Here is a 17740-nt window from a genome sequence, read left to right as displayed (position 1 = left end):
CCGACAACGCATGATCAGACCCGGCGGGCCCGGCCCCCTCGGCCGCCGCGTCCCGCGGAACCGGAGGCTCCGCCGAACAGCCGGGCCAGCGCACGGAACGGCAGGGTGACGACCGTCGCAATGGCACCGGCTATCTGCCGCAGGACGTCCGCGATGGCACGGAACATATGCATTCCCCTTTCGTCTCCCGGTTCCGCCGGGGTGGCGGGGCCGGAAGACGGGCGGGTACCTCGGTGGGCGACGACCATGCCCCACCGGTGCGTCTTGTTCCGCGGACCTCAGGCCTTTGGTTCAGCCGGACCTCACGCCTCTCGTTCCGGCGAACCTCAGGCCTTGCCGAGCAGGTCCGCGGGGAAGGCCCCGGCCTGGAGCGCCGTCCCGATGAACAGCGTGCCGAGCTCCGTCAGGCGCTCCACGCCCGCCGCGCCCAGGTGCTCGTACGGCGCCCGGTCGAGGCGGTCCGTCTCCTCCTCGACGTGCGCGCGCAGCGCCACGCCCTGCTCGGTCAACTCGCCCGCGCCGTCGACGAGTCCGCGGCCGCGCAGCCGCTCGGTGGCCGCGTCCCACTCCTGCTGGTTCCAGCCGCGCGTCGCGAAGTTCCACTTCGGCGTCATGCCCTTGCCGGTCGCGGTGTGGCTCACCAGCGCCTCGATGCCGTCGAGTTCGGCGCCGAGCAGCGCGCTGATGTGCCCGTCGCCGCGGTGCTCGCGCAGCAGCGTCGCCGCGTGCCAGTACGCCAGGTGCGGCGCCTCGGGCACCGGCAGGTCGGCGTGGGCGGAGTAGAGGGGCCGCGCGGAACGCGAGCAGGCCTCCGCGGCGCGCAGCGCGAGCCCGGCGGCCTCGGCCATCTCGGGCGAGGAGACGAGCTCCTCGCCGAGGAGGCGGCGCAGCGTCGTGTCGACGGCACGCGTGCGTGCCGCGAGGACGTCCTCGGGCGATGCCGTGCGCCACACCGCGGGCACGTGCTCGGCGACGAGGGTGTGCTTGTAGTTGTAGAAGGTGGCGGTGACCACCCCGGCGCCGACTGCGCCGAGCGCGGCCGCCCGCACGGCGAAGTTGACCGCGCTCCGGTGGGTTATCCCGAGCTTGGCCAGCTCCTGCGACACGTCGGGGGAGAAGTAGTGCGTCGAGTGGAGCGGGTTGAGCACGTTGTGACAGCGGCGGCCCGCGCGCGGGGGCAGCGCGGTGGGCGTGGGCGAGGTCGTCGAAGAGGTCATGGGAGCACGCTACCTACTGACTGGTATGTCGGTCAGGGGGCCACCTCCGATGGCAGGAAAGGTGGGGAACTCGTCATTGCGGCCATCGGGCACCCCGTCAACAATCGGAGGCATGGAGCAGCGAACCGTCCTGGTCGTCCTCTTCGAAGGCGTCCAGAGCATCGACGTCACGGGTCCCGTCGAGGTCTTCGCGGGTGCGGCCCACGCCGTCGGGGAACCCGAAGGCGCCTACCGCGTCCACACCGCCTCGCTGGACGGCGGCCCCGTGCGCACCTCCGGCGGGCTCAGGCTGCTCCCGGACTCCTCGCTCGCCGACGCCCCCGCCCCGCACACGCTCCTGGTGCCGGGCGGCCAGGGCACCCGACCCGAGGACCGGGAGCTGATCGACTGGCTGCGTGAGCACGGCCCGCGCGCCGAGCGCCTGGTGTCGGTCTGCACCGGCGCCGTCAGGCTCGCGGAGGCGGGCCTCCTGGAGGGCCGCAGGGTGACCACCCACTGGGCGTACTGCGAGCAGCTCGCCAGGGACTTCCCCGGCATCGAGGTCGACCCGGACCCCATCTACGTACGCGACGGTCATGTGGCGACGTCGGCCGGGGTCACCGCGGGCATCGACCTGGCCCTCGCCCTGGTCGAGGAGGACTTCGGCAGGGCGGCGGCGCTCACCATCGCCCGCTATCTGGTCGTCTTCCTGCGCAGGCCGGGGAACCAGGCGCAGTTCAGCGCCCAGCTCGCCGCGCAGACCGCACGGCGCGAACCGCTGCGCGAGGTCCAGCAGTGGATCTCCGAGCACCCCGACGACGACCTCTCGGTCGACGCGCTGGCCGACCGCGCCCGCCTCTCGCCCCGCCACTTCGCCCGCGCCTTCCAGGCAGAGACGGGCATGACGCCCGGCAAGTACGTCGAGCGGGTCCGCATCGAGCACGCGCGCCGCCTCCTGGAGGACACCGGCGACGGTGTGGAGGAGGTCTCGCGCGCCTGCGGATACGGCACTCCGGAGGCGATGCGCCGCTCCTTCGTCAAGACGCTCGGTGCCTCACCCGCCGAGTACCGGCGCCGCTTCCACCGCACGCCCCAGGTCACGACCACCACTCACCGATAGGGACACCATGCAGATCGCCATCGCCCTGTACGAGCGCTTCACCGTCCTGGACGCGATCGGTCCTTACCAGACCCTAAGCAGCCTGCCGGGCGCCGAGACCGTCCTGGTGGCCGAGCGGACGGGCCCGGTGCGCGACGACCGCGGCTCCCTCGCGCTCGTCGCCGACAAGTCCTTCGACGAGGTCAGGCGCCCCGACATCGTGGTCGTGCCCGGCGGCCCCGGGCAGAGCGACCAGATGGAGAACGGGCCGCTCCTGGACTGGCTGCGCGCCGTGGACGCCACCACGACCTGGACGACGTCGGTCTGCACGGGCTCCCTCGCGCTGGCCGCCGCCGGTCTGCTCAAGGGCCGCCGCGCCACCTCGCACTGGCTGGCCCTCGCCGAGCTGGAGCGGCTCGGCGTGGAGCCGACGGGGGAGCGGGTGGTCTTCGACGGCAAGTACGTGACGGGCGCCGGTGTCTCCGCCGGCATCGACATGGGTCTCGCGCTCGCGGGCCGCATCGCGGGCGACGAGCACGCGCAGACCGTGCAGCTGCTGACCGAGTACGACCCGCAGCCGCCCTACGACGCGGGGTCGCCGGAGAAGGCGCCCGCGCACCTCGTGGCGAAGTTCCGCGACGACAGCCGCTTCGCCCAGGGGATCGAGAAGTAACGGGCGCCGTGCCAGGCGCGCGGGAGCCGCTCAGCCGGCGGCCGGACTCCAGGTGAACCGCGGCTGCCTGCGCTCCAGGAAGGCGGCGACACCCTCGGCGGTGTCGTCGCTCGCGCGCGCCCGCTCCGCCCAGTACGCGTCCCGGTCGGTGCGCCCCGCCGCGAACTCCTTCGCCGCCGCCTGGGTGAGCTGGGAGCGCGCGGCAAGCACCCGGGTGAACTCCGCGACCCGCTTGTCGAGTTCGTCCCCGGGCAGCACCTCGTCCACCAGGCCGGTGCGCAGCGCCCGCGCGGTGTCGATCAACTCGCCGGAGAAGAGCAGGTACTTGGCGGTGGCGGGCCCCACGAGCGAGACGAGGCGGCGCGTGGACGACGAGGGGTACACGATGCCGAGCTTGGCCGGGGTGATCCCGAAGCAGGCGTCGTCGGCAGCGAACCGCAGGTCGCACGCCCCGGCCAGCTGACAGCCACCGCCCACGCAGTAGCCCCGCACCACGGCGAGCGTCGGCTTGGGGAAGGCCGCCACGGCCTCCTCGGCCCGCACCGCGAGATCCTGCGCGGCGCCCGCCGACTCCCGCAGCGAGGAGATGTCGGCGCCCGCGCAGAAGGTCTCGCCCGCCCCGGTGAGCACGACCGCGCGTACGGCGGGGTCGGCGGCCAGCTCCGCGAAGAGCGGCGGCACCTGGCCCCACATCCGCGCGGTCATGGCGTTGCGCTTGGCCGGGTGATCGATGACGACGGTGGCGACGCCGTCCATGACGGTGTGCCTCAGCTGCGGCTCCATGCGCCGGATGCTATCCGCCCTACTCGAACGTACGATCAAGAAGGGGGTGTGCCGAGCGAGACGGAGACGCTGATGGCCCGATCCAAGGACCCCGGTGACGCCCGCCAGGAGACCGGCTCTCCCGCGGCCCAGGGCGCCAGGCTCAGCCGCAGCTTCGGCTGGCTCGCGCTGCTCGGCGCGATCCTCGCGGTGGCGGGCCTCGTCGGCCTCGTCTACACCGGCCTCGCCACCCTCACCTCGATGCTCCTGTTCGGCTGGCTGCTCCTCGTCGGCGGCTTCGTCGGCCTGCTGCACGCCGTCCAGTCGCGCGGCAGCAACTTCTTCTGGCTGGGCGTGGTGGTCGCCGCGCTGAACCTCGCGGCGGGCGTCGTCATCATCCGCAGGCCCGACGTGGCGGCGGAGGCGCTGACCATGTTCGCGGCGCTGCTCTTCCTCACCGGCGGAGTGTTCCGGCTGGTCGGCAGCCTGGTGGTGCGCGGCCCTCAGTTCGGCTGGACGCTGGTGCAGGGCGCCTTCGGACTGCTGCTCGGCATCCTGGTGCTCGGCGGGTGGCCCAGCGACAGCCAGTACGTGATCGGCTGCTTCTTCTCCCTCTCGCTGCTCTTCGACGGCCTCGGCCTGATCGCCACCGGCATCGGCGGCCGCCGCATCGTCAGCCTCGTACAACCTGAAGAAACCTTCAAGACGGAACAAGAGGGACAGGACCAGTCATCCGGCTGACGGGGTCATGCGCCTACGGTCAAATCGCGTCGATAGTCGCTGACTTCTGGTCAGTAGTGCGGTCCGGACCTGAGCATTCCCAACACTCGATGTGTGGTGACAATCGAGCACAAGGGCGGCGACCGGACGATGGAGAACGACGGGAGGGGGTCCGGCCCACTTCCCAGGGGGAACGGGGCGGTCCCGTACGAGGGCGTATGGCGCTTCACCGCCCCCGCCGTCGACGCCTCCGTACCCCAGGCACGGCACGCCGTGCGGGACCTGCTCGCGCGGCAGGGAGTACCCGCGTCCGACGACCTCATCCAGGGCCTGCTGCTGATCGTCTCCGAACTGGTCACCAACGCGGTGCGGCATGCGGCCCTGCTCTCGCCGATGCTCGCCGTGGAGGTCGCGGTCGGCGCCGAATGGGTGCGGGTCTCCGTCGAGGACAACCACCCCTACCGCCCGACGGCCCTGGTGGCGGACCACGGCCAGACGGGCGGGCGGGGGCTGCTGCTCGTCCGCGAGATCACGGCGGAGGCGGGCGGCGCCTGCGACGTCGAGCACACCGCGAGCGGGGGCAAGGTCATCTGGGCGGCCCTGCCCCTCAAACCCCAGGGGGACTAGGGCCTACCAGCCCGCGGCGGGCCCCGTCAGCTCCTTGATCGCGGGACGCGCCGCGTCGAGGACGGTCATGAACCACGCGGAGAACGGCCCCTCCTGGTGCCGGGCCGTGAGCTCCTGCGCGGTCACGAACGCGGTCTCGCCGACCTCGGCGGGGTCGGGGCGCAGCGGCGACTGCACCATGCCGACGAAGAGGTGGTTGAACTCCTGCTCCACCAGGCCCGAGTCCGGGTCCGGGTGGTTGTAGCGCACCGTGCCCGCCTCGGCGAGCAGCGAGGGCGAGACCCCCAGCTCCTCGTGCGTGCGCCGGGCGGCCGCGGCGAACGGCGCCTCGCCGGGGTACGGGTGCCCGCAGCAGGTGTTCGACCAGACGCCGGGGGAGTGGTACTTGCCCAGGGCGCGCTGCTGGAGGAGCAGTCGGCCCTGCTCGTCGAAGAGGAAAACGGAGAACGCCCGGTGCAACTGCCCGGGCGCCTGATGCGCGGAGAGTTTCTCCGCTGTGCCGATCGTCCTGCCGTCCTCGTCGACGAGTTCGAGCAAGATCGCTTCTCCGGTGCCGTTCGACGAGCTGTTCGCCGCGGTGGCAGGTGTGATCGGCATACCCATCCTTCGCTTCGGTCTTCGAACCTCAAGTCTGCCGTACGTTTCGGACACTCCAGGCACTCCCGGGACCCGCATGTCCGCCGTGCGGGGTGCACGGCGGACATGCGGGGGCGTCGGGATCACCGACGCCCGGGGCGTGTCAGACGCCGAAAGCGGCCGGATACCTGATCGTGCCCTGCGGTACGCGCGAGGAATCGTCGGGGCCGTTCAGGACGAGCGCCATCATGGCCTCGTCCGGCACCTCGAAGCCTGGCCGGATCCCGTAGCCGGAAGCGGGCCTGAAACCGAACCTCGGGTAGTACTCGGGGTGCCCGAGGACGAGGACCAGCCGCTCCCCACGCGCGCGTGCCGCGTCCAGGAGCGCCCGCACGACGGCCGAACCGGCCCCCGTCCGCTGGTACTTCGGCAGTACGGCGACCGGCGCGAGGGCCAGGGCGGGCGCCCCGTCCACGCGGCAGCGGGTGAGCAGCGCGTGCGCCGCCACCTCGCCGTCCGGCGCCTGCGCGACGTAGGAGAGGCCGGGCAGCCAGGCGTCGGCGTCCGTGCGCAGCGCGTCGACCAGGTCGGCCTCGCCCTCGGTCTCGAAGGCGGCGGCGTTCACGGCGTGCACGGCGGCGACGTCCGATGCGGTCTCGGGCCGGCAGGGCCATGCGTCTGCGGGACGCAGGACGTAGCCCGTGTAGCCGAAGTCGGCCCCGTGCTCGCGCCGCATCGCGATCTCCTCGCGGGTGGCGGCGAGCGCCCGTGCCATGCCCGGAGCGCCCGGGTCCGCGCCGTCCGCGCGGGCGGCCAGCGGTCCGTAGTACTCGTCCCAGTCGGACTCGGGCTGCGCGTATACGCCCAGCACGGAGTAGCCGGCGCCGGTGGCGGCCCGCAGGTTCTCCTCGCCGGTACGCAGCGGGTAGTGCTGGTCCCAGAACGCGCGCGCGGCGGCGGACGGCTCGGCGGCCGTCCACTCGCACTCGGTGACGACGAGCGCCCCGCCGGGAGCGAGCAGTCGGCGCCAGGTCCGCAGGGCGGCGTCGAAGCCGATGGAGTAGACCGAGCTTTCCGCCCAGATGAGGTCGAACGAACCATCCGGATGGGTGAGTTCGGCCATGTCCGTGTTGACGGCGGTGATCGATCCGGTGAGCCCGCGCTCCTCGGCGGAGGCGCGGAGCTCGTCGAGGAACGGCTCGTGCAGATCGACGGCGGTCACCTCGGCGCCGGCCTCGGCGGCGAGGAGGAGAGCGGCACGGCCGGGGCCACAGCCCAGGTCGAGCACGCGCGGACGCTCGGGCAGCGGTCCCGCGAGGGAGAGCAGCCGCCGGGTGGTGGCGTCGGAGCCCGGACCCTGCCGCGGCAGACCGTGGTGCAGGGTGAAGAAGGCTTCGGTGATGGAGGCGTTGTCAGTCAACGTGGAAATCCTTGAGTGAAGGACCCGCGGACCCTACGTACGCATGGCGTACGAGCGGTCAGACGCGCGCCCGGAAGGTGGGGATGCACGTGTCGCCGCGCGGAGCAGCGCAAGCCACGACAGTCATCAACCCACCTCCTCGGGAACTCAAGATCTCTGGCCACCATAACACTGTCCGTGACGAAGGTGCTCGGTCAGCCGTCGGCGAAGCTGTTCTCCACCACGACCTGCTGCACCCCGTTGTCATCGGCCTGGAGGCGCTTGACCTGCATGACCACCGTGTTCTCCTCGGTCGTCCTGAAGCAGTAGGACTGGCCGATCTCGATGGTGGCCGACTTCATCTCCGTCTCGGAGATGCGTTTGCGGCACTCCTCGACCGTCGGTTTGCCACTCGCGGTGATGACGGCCATCGTCGCGCCGTTCAGCACCGCGAGGGTGCTCCTGTCGCTCCCGGTGACCTGCACGTCCGAGCCCGAGGCCCGTGCGTCGGCGTGCGCCCACGGGCTGTCCAGGTCGTAGGGCTGGGCGGGCACGTTGAGGAAGAACTCGTTGCCGGACTTCCAGGGCTGGGCCGGTTTGGGCCGGTGCTCGGACTGGGTGGTCGGCGGTGCGGTGGTCGGTCCTGGCTCGCCGCCGCTGTCGGAGAGCTTGACGCCGATGACGGCGGCGGCGACCGCGCCGAGAGCGCCGATGGCGGCGGTGGCGATCTGCCAGAACGGCCGCGGCCGGCCCATGGGATCGGGATCGTGCCCCGGCCGCGGCGGACCGGGCGGGGCAGGAGGTTGTGGATGTGACACTGGCTTTCCCCCGGAGCAAGTGCGTTTGTGAACTCTCCGTCGACTGTCCCACAAGAGCACATATGCGTGAAGGGAATTCCGGGTAGTGCGGAGGAGCGCGGGGGCGCACGGACGGAGCCCGTCAGTGGCAGAGCTTCGCCTCGTGCTCGGCGTGGCCGCTCGGCTCCAGCTGGAAGGTGCAGTGCTCCACGTCGAAGTGGTCGCCGAGGCAGCCCTGCAACTCGTGCAGCATCTTCTCGTGGCCGATCGCGTCGAGCGTGCCGGAGCTGACGACCACGTGCGCGGAGAGCACCGGCATGCCCGAGGTGATCGTCCAGGCGTGCAGGTCGTGGATGTCCTCGACGCCGGGCAGATCGAGTATGTGGGCCCGCACCTCGCCCATGTCGACGCCCTTGGGCGCCGATTCGAGCAGGACGTTCAGCGTCTCCTTGAGCAGTTTCACCGTACGCGGGACGATCATGACGCCGATGACGAGCGAGGCGATCGGGTCGGCGGCCTGCCAGCCGGTGAGCATGATGACGCTCGCCGCGATGATGACCGTCAGCGAGCCCAGGGTGTCCGCGAGGACCTCCAGGAAGGCGCCGCGCACGTTGAGGCTGTCCTTCTGGCCGCGCATCAGCAGCGACAGCGAGATCATGTTCGCCACGAGTCCGAAGACGCCGAAGAAGACGGCGAGCCCGCCCTGCGTCTGCGCGGGCGTGATGAACCGCTCGACCGCCTCGTAGAGCACGTAGCCGCCGACGCCGAGCAGCAGCAGACAATTGGCGAGGGCGGCGAGGATCTCGGCCCGCGCGTAGCCGAAGGTGCGGTTCGCGGTGGGCGGTCTGTTCGCGAAGTGGATCGCGAGCAGGGCCATGCCGAGCCCGAGCGCGTCCGTCGCCATGTGCGTCGCGTCCGCGATGAGCGCGAGCGAGTCGGCCATGATGCCGCCGACGATCTGGGCGAACATCACGATGATCGTGATGGTGAGCGCTATGCGCAGCCGCCCCTTGTAGGCGTTGGCCGCCGTCCCCGTGGTCGGTGCCCCGTGTGTGTGTCCGTGATCGTGCCCAGCCCCCATGGAGCCGCCCTCCCGCGTCGGTCATCGGTCTGCTGTTCGCTGGTCGCGCGACGACAGTGAACTACGGGTGGGGGGTATCACGCAACGCGGCACTGAACACCGTTGTCATGTGCCCTGACCTGCGAAAATGGCAACGATTGCCGGTAGTGGAAGGGGCGCAGGTCAGGGCTCCACGGAGATCAGGCGCGAGGGGCTCCCGGGTGGTGCAGACACCAGCCCGCCCACGCCGACTCGACCATCTCGCGCACCCCGCGCCGGGCGGTCCAGCCCAGCTCGCGCGCGGCGAGCGAGGCGTCGGCGACGGCGCGCGGGGCGTCCCCGGCGCGCGCCGGTTCCACCACGGCGGGACGGCGGTCGCCGCTCACCTCGCCGATGAGAGTGACCAGTTCGCGTACGGAAACGCCCTCGCCCCTGCCGATGTTCACCGTCAGATCGCCCCCGTCGGCGTCCGCGAGCCGCCGGGCCGCAGCGAGATGGGCCTCCGCGAGGTCGGACACGTGGATGTAGTCCCGCACGCAGGTGCCGTCCGGCGTCGGCAGGGTGTCGCCGAAGATCCGCGGCGACTCGTCGCGGGTCAGCCGGTCGAAGACCATCGGGATCACGTTGTAGACACCGGTGTCCGCGAGCTCGGGGCTCGCGGCGCCCGCCACGTTGAAGTAGCGCAGGCACACGGTCGCGATGCCGTGGGCGCGCCCGGCCGCCCGCACCAGCCACTCGCCCGCGAGCTTCGTCTCGCCGTACGGGCTCACCGGCGCGCACGGGGTGTCCTCGGAGACCAGGTCCACGTCCGGCGGGTTGCCGTACACCGCGGCCGACGAGGAGAACACGAACCGCCGCACGCCCGCCTCCGCCACCGCTTCGAGCAGCGTCGTCAAACCCCCGAGGTTCTCCCGGTAGTAACGCAGCGGTTGCTCCACCGACTCCCCGACCTGCTTGCGCGCCGCGAGGTGCACCACACCCGTCACGTCGTGCTCGGCGAGGACCCTGCGCAGCAGCTCCGCGTCGAGCGAGGAGCCCTTGACGAGCGGGACGTCCTGCGGCAGCCGCTGCGGCACCCCCGAGGAAATGTCGTCGAGAACGACGACGTCCTCCCCGGCGGCGGCCATGACGCGCGCCACATGTGCCCCGATATATCCAGCTCCGCCTGTGATCAGCCATGTCATGGGCGCCCACCCTAAGCGAACGCTATGCGGGCAAGACGGGCGCGGTTTGTGGGGGCGGCCTCCCATCGACCATGATGATCGCGAACGCCGAGGCCCTCGCAGGTCGCGTTGATCGGGCCGTGAACGGGTGGTGAATTCCCGCTTCCCAGCATCCGATAGCCTCTGCCGACGTGCCGCCCGGCCAGTCATGGCCAGGGGCGCCCCCCTTCACGCATGCGCCCGGCGCGAGCCGCGCCGGGATTCAAGGAGTGAGTTCGTCTGTCGACCGCCATCCTCACCGGACAGCCGGTCCCCGGGTCGCCGCTCGAAGGTGATCTGCGGTCCCTCGGGTTCGACGTGCGGGTCGCCTCGGCCGCGGCGGACGCGGAGACGCTGCTCGCGGCGGTCCCCGCCGACCAGCGCGTCGCCGTCGTCGACGCGCGCTTCGTCGGTCACGTCCACGCCCTGCGCCTCGGCCTCACCGACCCCCGCTTCGCCGCCGCCGCGGTGCCCGGCGCCGTCACGGCCAAGCCCGAGGCCCGCAAGGAACTGACCCGCGCGCTGCGCGCCACGGCGGACACCGCGGGCGGCGTCGTCACGCTCGACGTCCTCCCCGACGACATCGCCACGGCCCTGGAGTCGACCGACACCGCGGTGCAGCGCCCCGAACTCGGCACCCTCGTCGCCACCGTGCCCAGCGACCCGCAGTCCCGCAACGAGGCCCGCCAGGCCGTCGCCGCCGTCGACGACGAGGCCGTGCGCCTGCGGACCGCGGTCAAGTCGCGCGACGGCTTCTTCACCACGTACTGCATCTCCCCGTACTCCCGTTACCTCGCCCGCTGGTGCGCCCGCCGGGGCCTGACCCCGAACCAGGTCACCACCGCCTCGCTGCTCACCGCCCTGATCGCGGCGGGCTGCGCGGCGACCGGTACCCGCGGCGGCTTCGTCGCGGCGGGCCTCCTGCTCCTCCTCTCCTTCGTCCTGGACTGCACGGACGGGCAGCTCGCCCGCTACTCCCTGCAGTACTCGACGCTCGGCGCCTGGCTGGACGCCACGTTCGACCGCGCCAAGGAGTACGCGTACTACGCGGGCCTCGCGCTCGGCGCGGCCCGCGGCGGCGACGACGTGTGGGCGCTCGCGCTCGGGGCGATGGTCCTGCAGACCTGCCGGCACGTCGTGGACTTCTCCTTCAACGAGGCGAACTCCGACAGCACGGCCGCCACCGCCAACACCAGCCCCACCGCCGCCCTCTCGGACAAGCTCGACAGCGTCGGGTGGACGGTCTGGGCGCGCCGGATGATAGTGCTGCCGATCGGCGAGCGCTGGGCGATGATCGCCGTCCTCACCGCGGTCACCACCCCGCGCATCACCCTCGTCGTACTGATCATCGGCTGTGCGCTGGCCGCCTGCTACACCACGGCGGGACGCGTCCTGCGCTCGCTGACCCGCAAGGCGACCCGCACCGACCGCGCCGCGCTCGCCCTCGCGGAGCTCGCCGACAACGGCCCGCTGGCCTCGGCGTTCGCCGCGCTCAAGCGGGGCGGCTTCCCGCTGCCCGCGCCCGTCGTCGCCTTCGTGGGCGGCGCCGCGGTGGTCGCCGTCGCCGCCTTCACCTCCTACGGCAGCCCGTGGGTGGTCGTCGCCGCCGTCGTCTACGTCATCACCTCGGGCCTCGCGCTCTCGCGTCCGCTCAAGGCGCCCCTGGACTGGCTGGTGCCGCCGTTCTTCCGGGCGGCCGAGTACGGCACGGTCCTGGTACTGGCGGCCAAAGCCGATGTGAACGGGGCGCTGCCCGCGGCTTTCGGGCTGGTGGCCGCGGTCGCCTACCATCACTACGACACGGTGTACCGCATCAAGGGCGGCACCGGCGCGCCCCCGCGCTGGCTGGTGCGGGCCATCGGCGGCCAAGAAGGCAGGACCCTCGTGGTCGCGCTCGCCGCCGCCCTGCTGTCCACCACAGATTTCACCGTCGCGCTCACGGCACTCGCCGTGGCCGTGGCACTCGTGGTGCTCGTCGAGAGCATCCGCTTCTGGGTCGCTGCCAGCCAACATGGCGCACCCGCCGTACACGATGAAGGAGAACCCGCATGATCGGCCTCGTGCTGGCGGCCGGCGCCGGACGGCGTCTTCGCCCCTACACCGACACCCTGCCCAAGGCTCTGGTGCCGGTGGGTCCCGAGGGCAACGAGGACAGCCTCACCGTCCTGGACCTCACCCTCGGCAACTTCGCCGAGATCGGCCTGACCGAGGTCGCGATCATCGTCGGGTACCGCAAGGAGGCGGTCTACGAGCGCAAGGCGGCGCTCGAGGCCAAGTACAACCTCAAGCTGACCCTGATCGACAACGACAAGGCCGAGGAGTGGAACAACGCCTACTCCCTGTGGTGCGGCCGTGACTCGATCAAGCACTCGGTGATCCTCGCCAACGGCGACACCGTGCACCCGGTCTCCGTCGAGAAGACGCTGCTCGCCGCCCGCGGCGACGGCAAGAAGATCATCCTCGCCCTCGACACGGTGAAGAACCTCGCCGACGAGGAGATGAAGGTCATCGTGGACCCCGCCAAGGGCGTCCAGAAGATCACCAAGCTGATGGACCCGGCGACGGCCACCGGTGAGTACATCGGCGTCACCCTCATCGAGGGCGAGGCGGCCGACGAGCTCGCCGACGCGCTGAAGACCACCTTCGAGCGCGACCCCGACCTCTACTACGAGGACGGCTACCAGGAGCTCGTGAACCGCGGCTTCAAGATCGACGTGGCGCCGATCGGTGACGTCAAGTGGGTCGAGATCGACAACCACGAGGACCTCGCCAAGGGCCGGGAGATCGCGTGCCAGTACTGACGAGGCTCATCCCCTCGCCGGTCGTCGTCGACATCCGGCCGGGGGCGCTCAACGACCTGGCCGGTGTCCTCGCCGACCAGCGGATCTGCTCGTCGACCGGCAAGCTCGCCATCGCCATCAGCGGCGGCTCCGGCGCGGTCCTGCGGGACCGCCTGATGCCCTCGCTGCCCAGCGCCGAGTGGTTCGAGGTGGGCGGCGGCACCCTCGACGACGCCATCAAGCTCGCCGACGCCATGAAGAAGGGCCGCTACGACGCCGTCGTCGGCCTCGGCGGCGGCAAGATCATCGACTGCGCCAAGTTCGCCGCGGCGCGCGTCGGCCTGCCGCTGGTCGCCGTCGCGACGAACCTGTCGCACGACGGCCTCTGCTCGCCGGTCGCGACCCTCGACAACGACGCGGGCCGCGGTTCCTACGGCGTACCCAACCCCATAGCGGTCGTCATCGACCTGGACGTCATCCGCGAGGCGCCGGTCCGCTTCGTCCGCTCGGGCATCGGTGACGCCCTGTCCAACATCTCCGCGATCGCGGACTGGGAGCTCGCCGCCCGCGAGCGCGGCGAGGACATCGACGGTCTCGCGGCCGCGATGGCCCGCCAGGCCGGCGAGGCCGTGCTCCGCCACCCCGGCGGCGTCGGCGACGACGCCTTCCTGCAGGTCCTCGCCGAGGGTCTGGTCCTCACGGGCATCGCGATGTCGGTCTCGGGTGACTCCCGTCCGGCGTCCGGCGCCTGCCACGAGATCAACCACGCCTTCGACCTCCTCTTCCCCAAGCGCGCCGCGAGCCACGGCGAGCAGTGCGGCCTCGGCGCGGCCTTCGCGATGCACCTGCGCGGTGCCCGCGAGGAGTCCGCGTTCATGGCCCAGGTGCTGCGCCGCCACGGCCTGCCCGTGCTGCCGGAGGAGATCGGCTTCACCGTGGACGAGTTCGTACAGGTCGTGGAGTTCGCTCCGCAGACCAGGCCGGGCCGCTACACGATCCTCGAACACCTCGACCTGTCCAACGACCAGATCAGGGACGCATACGCCGACTATGCAAAAGCCATCGGTAGCTGAGCTCCGCCCGGTTGTTCACCCTCCGGGGGTGAAGGACCGGCGGAGCGGCGAGCACTGGGGCGGACGGCTCTACATGCGCGAGATCTCGCTGCGCATCGACCGTCACCTGGTGAACACCAAGGTCACGCCCAACCAGCTGACCTACCTGATGACCGTCTGTGGCGTCCTCGCGGCCCCGGCCCTGCTCGTTCCGGGCATCTGGGGCGCGGTCCTCGGCGTCGTCGCGGTGCAGCTGTATCTGTTGCTCGACTGCGTCGACGGCGAGATCGCCCGGTGGCGCAAGCAGTACTCGCTCGCCGGTGTCTGGATGGACCGCGTCGGCGCCTACCTCACCGACGCGGCCGTCCTCGTCGGCTTCGGACTGCGCGCCGCGGACCTGTGGGGCTCGGGTCGGATCGACTGGCTGTGGGCGTTCCTCGGCACGCTCGCCGCGCTCGGCGCCATCCTGATCAAGGCCGAGACGGACCTCGTCGCCGTGGCCCGTGCGCAGAACGGCAAGGAGCAGGTGAAGGAGACCGCGTCCGAGATGCGCGGCTCCGGCATGGCCCTGGCCCGCAAGGCCGCGGCCGCGCTGAAGTTCCACCGGCTGATCCTGGGCATCGAGGCGTCCCTCCTCATCCTGGTCCTGGCGATCGTGGACCAGGTCCGGGGCGACCTGTTCTTCTCACGGCTCGGCGTCGCCGTGCTGGCCGGGATCGCGGTCCTGCAGACGCTGCTGCACCTCGTGTCCATCCTGGCTTCGAGCAGGCTCAAGTGAGTACGGCAGGGGAGAGGACGATGAAGGTCGGCGCCGTCATCATCACGATGGGCAACCGGCCGCAGGAGCTGCGCGCCCTCCTCGACTCGGTCGCCAAGCAGGACGGCGACCCGGTCGAGGTGGTCGTGGTCGGCAACGGCGCCCCCGTGCCGGACGTCCCCGCGGGCGTACGCACCGTCGAGCTGCCCGAGAACCTCGGCATCCCCGGCGGGCGCAACGTCGGCATCGAGGCCTTCGGACCGGGCGGCACCGACGTCGACATCCTGCTCTTCCTGGACGACGACGGGCTGCTCGCCCGGATGGACACCGCCCAGCTGTGCCGGGAGGCGTTCGCCGCCGACCCGGAGCTCGGCATCATCAGCTTCCGCATCGCGGACCCGGAGACGGGGGAGACCCAGCGCCGGCACGTGCCGCGGCTGCGGGCCGCCGATCCGATGCGCTCCTCGCGCGTGACGACGTTCCTCGGCGGCGCCAACGCCGTGCGCACGAAGGTCACCGAAGAGGTCGGCGGGCTGCCCGACGAGTTCTTCTACGCGCACGAGGAGACCGACCTCGCCTGGCGCGCGCTGAACGCGGGCTGGATGATCGACTACCGCGCCGACATGGTGCTCTTCCACCCGACGACGGCCCCTTCGCGGCACGCGGTCTACCACCGCATGGTCGCCCGCAACCGCGTCTGGCTGGCCCGCCGCAACCTGCCCGCCCTGCTGGTCCCCGTCTACCTCGGCGTCTGGCTGCTCCTGACCCTGGCCCGGCGCCCCTCGCGGCCCGCGCTCAAGGCCTGGTTCGGCGGTTTCAAGGAGGGCTGGACCACGCCCTGCGGGCCTCGCCGTCCGATGAAGTGGCGTACGGTGTGGCGGCTGACCCGACTGGGCCGCCCTCCCGTCATCTGACAAGCTCGGGTCTGAGAGCATCTGGGCCATACCCCGGTCCCTGGCCCACGCCTACGCCCGACCGGCTGCGCTTATTGAAGACGAAAGTTTCCACTCGTGAGTGAGACAACGCATGACGGCGGGGTCGCGGTGACTGCATCCCCGTCGACCCCGTCGCCCGATGACGGGCTCTCCCGGGCCGACTTCGCCGCCAAGTACGGTCTGACCGTCAGCGGCGCACGGCCCGGACTTTTCGAGTACGTCCGCCAGCTCTGGGGACGGCGTCACTTCATCCTCGCCTTCTCGCAGGCGAAGCTGACCGCCCAGTACAGCCAGGCCAAGCTCGGCCAGCTCTGGCAGGTGGCGACCCCCCTGCTGAACGCGGCGGTCTACTTCTTCATCTTCGGACTCCTGCTCGGTGCCAGGAAGGGCATCCCGCACGAGATCTACGTGCCGTTCCTGGTGACGGGCGTGTTCGTCTTCACCTTCACGCAGAGCTCGGTCATGGCGGGCGTGCGGGCGATCTCCGGCAACCTCGGCCTGGTGCGCGCGCTGCACTTCCCGCGCGCCTCGCTGCCGATCTCCTTCGCGCTCCAGCAGCTCCAGCAGCTGCTCTTCTCGATGATCGTGCTCGTCCTGATCATGGTCGGCTTCGGGATCTTCCCGACCTGGTCGTGGCTTCTCGTGGTGCCCGCGCTCGCCCTCCAGTTCGTCTTCAACACGGGCCTCGCGCTGATCTTCGCCAGGATGGGCAGCAAGACGCCCGACCTCGCGCAGCTGATGCCGTTCGTGATGCGGACCTGGATGTACGCGTCGGGCGTCATGTTCAGCATCCCCGCGATGCTCGCGGACAAGAAGGGCGTGCCCAGCTGGGTCGGGGACGTGCTCCAGTGGAACCCGGCCTCCATCTACATGGACCTGATCCGCTTCGCCATGATCGACGACTACGGGTCCTCGTACCTGCCGCCGCACGTCTGGGCCTTCGCGGCCGGCTGGGCGGTCCTGCTGGGCGTCGTCGGATTCGTGTACTTCTGGAAGGCTGAGGAGCGTTACGGCCGTGGCTGACGACAAGAACGACACGACCGAAGGGGCCGGCCGCAACGCGGGCAAGGGCCACATCCCCACCGTCATCGCCGACGAGCTGCACATCGTCTACCGCGTCAACGGCGCGAAGACCGGCAAGGGCAGCGCCACCTCCGCCCTGAGCCGCATGCTCAGGCGGGGCGAGGAGCGCGGGGTGCGCAAGGTGCACGCCGTACGCGGCGTCAGCTTCACCGCCTACCGGGGCGAGGCCATCGGCCTGATCGGCTCCAACGGCTCGGGCAAGTCCACCCTGCTCCGCGCCATCGCGGGGCTGCTCCCCGCCGAGCAGGGCAAGGTCTACACCGACGGCCAGCCCTCGCTGCTCGGTGTCAACGCGGCTCTGATGAACGATCTGACCGGCGAGCGCAACGTCATACTCGGCGGGCTCGCGATGGGCATGTCCCGCGAGCAGATCAAGGAGCGCTACCAGGAGATCGTCGACTTCTCGGGCATCAACGAGAAGGGCGACTTCATCACCCTGCCGATGCGCACCTACTCCTCCGGCATGGCGGCCCGCCTGCGCTTCTCCATCGCGGCGGCCAAGGACCACGACGTCCTGATGATCGACGAGGCCCTGGCCACCGGCGACCGCAAGTTCCAGAAGCGCTCCGAGGCTCGCATCCGTGAGCTCCGCAAGGAGGCCGGCACGGTCTTCCTGGTGAGCCACAACAACAAGTCGATCCGCGACACCTGCGACCGCGTGCTGTGGCTGGAACGCGGCGAGCTGCGCATGGACGGGCCGACCGACGAGGTCATCAAGGAGTACGAGAAGTTCACGGGCAAGTAGCCCGATCGCGCCACGCGGCGCCACTCGTTCGACGGCAGGGCCCCACCGGGAGGACTCGGTGGGGCCCTGTCGTGCGCATGGCTGACCGGAGCCCCAGGGGTCCCTCAACTCACCTGCGTTCAGGGAAGATTGACGCCAATCGGTGTGTTGTTGTGACGTGCGGAACACCCCGACGATGCGCGCTGGGTTGTACAACGTAAGCTGTACCGGTGCTGATTCGCGGCAAGTGGGGCGATATGGCGCGGCGCCCCGGTTTCCGGGCAGGGTCCGGCTTGGG

General features: G+C 71.0%; 19 protein-coding genes. 11 read left to right on the top strand and 8 right to left on the bottom strand.

All coding sequences use genetic code 11. The features are described from left to right. Window positions 1–14 precede the first annotated feature (14 nt). Both ACIO9J_RS11700 and ACIO9J_RS11695 read right to left on the bottom strand, forming a co-directional pair. Window positions 15–167 (bottom strand): LPFR motif small protein, encoded by a 153-nt coding sequence (locus ACIO9J_RS11700; protein ID WP_199843387.1) that lies wholly within the window; start codon window positions 165–167, stop codon window positions 15–17. A gap of 159 nt (window positions 168–326) precedes the next feature. Further along, a complete protein-coding gene (locus ACIO9J_RS11695) occupies window positions 327–1217 on the bottom strand; it encodes a hypothetical protein (RefSeq protein ID WP_401996356.1) in 891 nt (296 codons plus the stop codon). Between the two features lie 112 nt (window positions 1218–1329). On the opposite strand from ACIO9J_RS11695, the gene ACIO9J_RS11690 reads away from it, so the two are divergent. Then, window positions 1330–2316, top strand: coding sequence for a GlxA family transcriptional regulator (locus tag ACIO9J_RS11690; protein WP_401996353.1), 987 nt, complete (start codon window positions 1330–1332; stop codon window positions 2314–2316). Between the two features lie 7 nt (window positions 2317–2323). Then, window positions 2324–2968 carry a DJ-1/PfpI family protein gene (locus ACIO9J_RS11685; protein ID WP_401996350.1) on the top strand — a complete coding sequence of 215 codons (645 nt, stop codon included), beginning with the start codon at window positions 2324–2326 and terminating at the stop codon, window positions 2966–2968. 30 nt (window positions 2969–2998) lie between these two features. Here ACIO9J_RS11685 and ACIO9J_RS11680 read toward each other — a convergent pair whose 3' ends face one another. Next, a complete protein-coding gene (locus tag ACIO9J_RS11680) occupies window positions 2999–3751 on the bottom strand; it encodes an enoyl-CoA hydratase/isomerase family protein (protein WP_401996347.1) in 753 nt (250 codons plus the stop codon). 72 nt (window positions 3752–3823) lie between these two features. Here ACIO9J_RS11680 and ACIO9J_RS11675 point away from each other — a divergent pair, with 72 nt between their 5' ends. Then, entirely contained in the window at window positions 3824–4471 is a 648-nt protein-coding gene (locus ACIO9J_RS11675) for an HdeD family acid-resistance protein (protein WP_401996344.1), read from the top strand. Between the two features lie 129 nt (window positions 4472–4600). Further along, window positions 4601–5077, top strand: a complete 477-nt coding sequence (locus ACIO9J_RS11670; RefSeq protein ID WP_401998503.1) for an ATP-binding protein — start codon at window positions 4601–4603, stop codon at window positions 5075–5077. Between the two features lie 3 nt (window positions 5078–5080). Here ACIO9J_RS11670 and idi read toward each other — a convergent pair whose 3' ends face one another. From idi to galE, 5 genes are all read right to left on the bottom strand, one after another. Further along, complete coding sequence (gene idi, locus ACIO9J_RS11665) at window positions 5081–5674, bottom strand: isopentenyl-diphosphate Delta-isomerase (RefSeq protein WP_401996341.1); 594 nt, start codon at window positions 5672–5674, stop codon at window positions 5081–5083. Between the two features lie 142 nt (window positions 5675–5816). Next, window positions 5817–7073: a bifunctional class I SAM-dependent methyltransferase/N-acetyltransferase gene (locus tag ACIO9J_RS11660; protein ID WP_401996338.1), complete on the bottom strand. Its 1257-nt coding sequence runs from the start codon at window positions 7071–7073 to the stop codon at window positions 5817–5819. A 194-nt stretch (window positions 7074–7267) separates the two neighbouring features. Further along, on the bottom strand, window positions 7268–7807 hold the full coding sequence (locus ACIO9J_RS11655; RefSeq protein WP_401996335.1) for a hypothetical protein: 540 nt from the start codon (window positions 7805–7807) through the stop codon (window positions 7268–7270). A gap of 184 nt (window positions 7808–7991) precedes the next feature. Then, on the bottom strand, window positions 7992–8930 hold the full coding sequence (locus ACIO9J_RS11650) for a cation diffusion facilitator family transporter (protein ID WP_401996332.1): 939 nt from the start codon (window positions 8928–8930) through the stop codon (window positions 7992–7994). Between the two features lie 179 nt (window positions 8931–9109). Continuing rightward, window positions 9110–10093, bottom strand: a complete 984-nt coding sequence (gene galE / locus ACIO9J_RS11645; protein ID WP_401996329.1) for a UDP-glucose 4-epimerase GalE — start codon at window positions 10091–10093, stop codon at window positions 9110–9112. Window positions 10094–10351: 258 nt separating this feature from the next. Here galE and ACIO9J_RS11640 point away from each other — a divergent pair, with 258 nt between their 5' ends. The 7 genes from ACIO9J_RS11640 (at window position 10352) to ACIO9J_RS11610 (ending at window position 17463) form a co-directional block, all read left to right on the top strand. Then, window positions 10352–12163: a DUF5941 domain-containing protein gene (locus tag ACIO9J_RS11640; RefSeq protein WP_401998500.1), complete on the top strand. Its 1812-nt coding sequence runs from the start codon at window positions 10352–10354 to the stop codon at window positions 12161–12163. After that, entirely contained in the window at window positions 12160–12912 is a 753-nt protein-coding gene (locus tag ACIO9J_RS11635; RefSeq protein WP_055545762.1) for a sugar phosphate nucleotidyltransferase, read from the top strand. The genes ACIO9J_RS11640 and ACIO9J_RS11635 overlap by 4 nt, the downstream gene beginning before the upstream one ends. Beyond that, window positions 12900–13964 carry an iron-containing alcohol dehydrogenase family protein gene (locus tag ACIO9J_RS11630; protein WP_401996326.1) on the top strand — a complete coding sequence of 355 codons (1065 nt, stop codon included), beginning with the start codon at window positions 12900–12902 and terminating at the stop codon, window positions 13962–13964. Before ACIO9J_RS11635 ends, ACIO9J_RS11630 begins: the two co-directional genes overlap by 13 nt. After that, on the top strand, window positions 13942–14721 hold the full coding sequence (locus ACIO9J_RS11625; RefSeq protein ID WP_401996323.1) for a CDP-alcohol phosphatidyltransferase family protein: 780 nt from the start codon (window positions 13942–13944) through the stop codon (window positions 14719–14721). Before ACIO9J_RS11630 ends, ACIO9J_RS11625 begins: the two co-directional genes overlap by 23 nt. Before the next feature lie 20 nt (window positions 14722–14741). Beyond that, a complete protein-coding gene (locus ACIO9J_RS11620) occupies window positions 14742–15614 on the top strand; it encodes a glycosyltransferase family 2 protein (protein ID WP_401996320.1) in 873 nt (290 codons plus the stop codon). 96 nt (window positions 15615–15710) lie between these two features. Further along, window positions 15711–16658 carry an ABC transporter permease gene (locus tag ACIO9J_RS11615; protein ID WP_401996317.1) on the top strand — a complete coding sequence of 316 codons (948 nt, stop codon included), beginning with the start codon at window positions 15711–15713 and terminating at the stop codon, window positions 16656–16658. Beyond that, on the top strand, window positions 16651–17463 hold the full coding sequence (locus ACIO9J_RS11610) for an ABC transporter ATP-binding protein (RefSeq protein WP_401996314.1): 813 nt from the start codon (window positions 16651–16653) through the stop codon (window positions 17461–17463). The genes ACIO9J_RS11615 and ACIO9J_RS11610 overlap by 8 nt, the downstream gene beginning before the upstream one ends. The last annotated feature ends 277 nt before the right edge of the window (window positions 17464–17740 follow it).

Source organism: Streptomyces sp. NPDC087300 (assembly GCF_044744425.1).
GTDB lineage: Bacteria > Actinomycetota > Actinomycetes > Streptomycetales > Streptomycetaceae > Streptomyces.
This window is presented reverse-complemented; position numbering and strand designations above follow the sequence as displayed.

Excerpts from the sequence above, each read along its gene's own strand:
- ACIO9J_RS11700 (WP_199843387.1), bottom strand. The coding sequence starts at position 167 with ATGTTCCGTGCCATCGCGGACGTCCTGCGGCAGATAGCCGGTGCCATT.
- ACIO9J_RS11695 (WP_401996356.1), bottom strand. The coding sequence starts at position 1,217 with ATGACCTCTTCGACGACCTCGCCCACGCCCACCGCGCTGCCCCCGCGC.
- ACIO9J_RS11690 (WP_401996353.1), top strand. The coding sequence starts at position 1,330 with ATGGAGCAGCGAACCGTCCTGGTCGTCCTCTTCGAAGGCGTCCAGAGC.
- ACIO9J_RS11685 (WP_401996350.1), top strand. The coding sequence starts at position 2,324 with ATGCAGATCGCCATCGCCCTGTACGAGCGCTTCACCGTCCTGGACGCG.
- ACIO9J_RS11680 (WP_401996347.1), bottom strand. The coding sequence starts at position 3,751 with ATGGAGCCGCAGCTGAGGCACACCGTCATGGACGGCGTCGCCACCGTC.
- ACIO9J_RS11675 (WP_401996344.1), top strand. The coding sequence starts at position 3,824 with ATGGCCCGATCCAAGGACCCCGGTGACGCCCGCCAGGAGACCGGCTCT.
- ACIO9J_RS11670 (WP_401998503.1), top strand. The coding sequence starts at position 4,601 with ATGGAGAACGACGGGAGGGGGTCCGGCCCACTTCCCAGGGGGAACGGG.
- idi (WP_401996341.1), bottom strand. The coding sequence starts at position 5,674 with ATGCCGATCACACCTGCCACCGCGGCGAACAGCTCGTCGAACGGCACC.
- ACIO9J_RS11655 (WP_401996335.1), bottom strand. The coding sequence starts at position 7,807 with ATGGGCCGGCCGCGGCCGTTCTGGCAGATCGCCACCGCCGCCATCGGC.
- ACIO9J_RS11650 (WP_401996332.1), bottom strand. The coding sequence starts at position 8,930 with ATGGGGGCTGGGCACGATCACGGACACACACACGGGGCACCGACCACG.
- galE (WP_401996329.1), bottom strand. The coding sequence starts at position 10,093 with ATGACATGGCTGATCACAGGCGGAGCTGGATATATCGGGGCACATGTG.
- ACIO9J_RS11635 (WP_055545762.1), top strand. The coding sequence starts at position 12,160 with ATGATCGGCCTCGTGCTGGCGGCCGGCGCCGGACGGCGTCTTCGCCCC.
- ACIO9J_RS11625 (WP_401996323.1), top strand. The coding sequence starts at position 13,942 with ATGCAAAAGCCATCGGTAGCTGAGCTCCGCCCGGTTGTTCACCCTCCG.
- ACIO9J_RS11620 (WP_401996320.1), top strand. The coding sequence starts at position 14,742 with ATGAAGGTCGGCGCCGTCATCATCACGATGGGCAACCGGCCGCAGGAG.